Origin of the sequence: Muribaculum sp. (assembly GCF_029051885.1) — a bacterium.
Lineage (GTDB): Bacteria > Bacteroidota > Bacteroidia > Bacteroidales > Muribaculaceae > Muribaculum.
In genome coordinates this window covers 1-2,250 of record NZ_JAIDKI010000073.1, presented here as the reverse complement: position 1 = coordinate 2,250, position 2,250 = coordinate 1, and the positions used below count along the sequence as shown (strand labels likewise).

Sequence of the window (2,250 nt, the reverse complement as noted above, 5' to 3'; positions counted from 1 at the left end):
TTCTGATCTGGCGGTCGTAAAGGTCGTGGGTGTTTGATATGAACTGCACATTGGCTGCAATCATGGCGCCGGCGTCGATTGATATGCCTCCGGCAGCCATCATAAGACAGCCGGGCATTATCACTACATTTTTTCCGATACTTACCATGTGGGGGCGCACGGCGGTGACGGGGGAGTGGATAATGCTTGATTTGCCCAGCGTGGGGAATATGTCGTGCATCAGCCGGTCATATTCTTCTGTGCCCGGCATGGTGTGGTTGAATTTGAAAATCAGTTGCGACTGTCGGGTGGCAAGAGCCAGTTCTTCGGGAGTCTGTCGGGTGACATCTATTCTTATCTCGGGAATATCGGTTTTATTTTCCATATATTATTGTGGGGTAAAATCGTTGGTATGAATTATGCAAGTCATTCGCCTCTTGTTTCGGATATGAAGTGGCGTATGGCAGATATGGGGTGGATGAAAAGCATGCGAGGCCCGACATACCTCATTATCTTTTTTATTTTGTCGCGGTATGCGGGTGAATAGCAGTGAATAGTACACTTCCGGCAGCTTGCTTGTCTTGTTGCGGATTTAGGGCATTTGTCGAGTCGGGAACAGGCGTAGGAGAGTAGGTCGGCACACTCGGGGCAGAGTGTGTGTCCGGCAGTGCCATGGTGTCGATGGCAATATATGGTTATCATTTGGGATATTACACGCTTCTTTTCAGATGCATGAGCAGAGGTGGCTGATATGTTTGTCATTTCCCATTCTTATTTACCGGTAATTTCATCAAAATGTTCGATTGCCCATCCTACGAGTCCGGAGATATGTGGCATTAGGCTTACGCCGAGTGGCGACAGTGAGTATTCGACCCGTGGGGGTATCTCCGGGTAAAGTCGCCTTACAATCAGACCGTCGTTTTCAAGATTCTTCAATGTTTCGGTAAGCACTTTCGGAGAAATGTCGGGGAGTGCTTTTCTTATGGCGTTGAAGCGGGTGGCTTCGTTGTCGGCGAGTACACACAAAACGAGCATTGACCATTTTCCGGAGAATCGTGAAATCACATTCCTTACCGGACATGAATCTATTCCGGTATATTTTTCAAGATTTTCTTTCAACGGCAACTTGTTCATTTTCAAAAATAGTTACTGGTAGGTAAGTGCGTTACTTTGATGTAACGTCTTGTATGTGTGGGGTATACGTGTTAACTTTGCGTCACTGAAATAAACGCGGCTTACGGCTGCAAAGATAATGAATACTTTCCAAAGAAATTAAATAAGTTCTTAGATTATGAATGAATTAAAGACAATCGCCTGTGGTGATAAGTATGCTCATGTATCGGTAGGCGACCTCCACACCCCCATGGGGAAACAGTTTGTAAAGGATGCCAGTGGAGCTACATCATGTGAGATTTCATTTGGTACTCTTCATGCGGGAGAGTCTGTGCCGTTTTTCCACAGTCATAAGGAGAATGAGGAGAACTACATAATTCTCTCCGGGAAAGGCCGATTCCAGGTCGACGGCGATGTGTTTGATATCGCTGAAGGTTCGGTGGTCAGGGTAGCTACCGGCTGTGACCGCAATCTTAAATGCACATCCGCCGAGCCGATGACTTATATCTGCATTCAGGCTAAGGAGGGTAGCCTTGGCGGCTATACCATGACCGATGCCGAGATTACCCCACGAGACAACAGGCTGTGAGGGTAGACCTGTTTAAACAGTTTCTTAAAGGCAACGCATGTCACAGCCGTTTAGAGCCGGTTTGACATGCGTTGCTGTTATCGAATGATTATCTTACAACTTTCAATATTTCTGCCATTCTCTGTCAGTGTGAATATATACATTCCTGGGGTGAATCCTTGTGTCGGGATTGAAACTCTATCTACATCAGGATTGATTGTCCGGCTATATATGTGGGTTCCATTTAATGAAGTGACTGATATGGCACGGGAGCCAGTGCTGCCGTTTGGAACTGTTATTACAACAGGAGTTCCGTGGACAGCCGGGTTGGGTGATGCCGATATGCGATTTTCGTCACGTATAACATCGGCTACACCTGATGACTTATCCATGCGGTAAAATCGTGTAGTTTTTAAATATTCATTATTCTCGTTGTACCATCCGAATTCCGCTTGTGCGAGAATACTGTTGTCAGATTTAGACCCCGTTCACCAATATTTGTTAACGCTGGGGCGGCCAATCGTCATGCATCTGCGTCCGCTTGTTTCGGTCACAATGCAACCGCATTGCTCCCTCTCTGCGCGAACACA

5 protein-coding genes are annotated in these 2,250 nt (G+C 46.6%); 1 reads left to right on the top strand and 4 read right to left on the bottom strand.

Translation table 11 applies throughout. The features are described 5' to 3' along the window. The 3 genes from K2I50_RS03000 to K2I50_RS02990 form a co-directional block, all read right to left on the bottom strand. Nucleotides 1-364 (bottom strand): LbetaH domain-containing protein (locus K2I50_RS03000; RefSeq protein WP_301024769.1); only part of this gene is annotated, 364 nt, incomplete at its 3' end. A gap of 41 nt (nucleotides 365-405) precedes the next feature. After that, nucleotides 406-741, bottom strand: a complete 336-nt coding sequence (locus K2I50_RS02995; RefSeq protein WP_301024768.1) for a nitrous oxide-stimulated promoter family protein — start codon at nucleotides 739-741, stop codon at nucleotides 406-408. A gap of 9 nt (nucleotides 742-750) precedes the next feature. Beyond that, nucleotides 751-1,113, bottom strand: a complete 363-nt coding sequence (locus K2I50_RS02990; protein ID WP_301024767.1) for a winged helix-turn-helix transcriptional regulator — start codon at nucleotides 1,111-1,113, stop codon at nucleotides 751-753. Between the two features lie 157 nt (nucleotides 1,114-1,270). On the opposite strand from K2I50_RS02990, the gene K2I50_RS02985 reads away from it, so the two are divergent. Continuing rightward, a complete protein-coding gene (locus K2I50_RS02985; RefSeq protein ID WP_301024766.1) occupies nucleotides 1,271-1,681 on the top strand; it encodes a cupin domain-containing protein in 411 nt (136 codons plus the stop codon). Nucleotides 1,682-1,758: 77 nt separating this feature from the next. Here the strand turns inward: K2I50_RS02985 and K2I50_RS02980 are convergent, their stop codons facing one another. Further along, a complete protein-coding gene (locus K2I50_RS02980) occupies nucleotides 1,759-2,052 on the bottom strand; it encodes a T9SS type A sorting domain-containing protein (protein ID WP_301024765.1) in 294 nt (97 codons plus the stop codon). Nucleotides 2,053-2,250 lie beyond the last annotated feature (198 nt).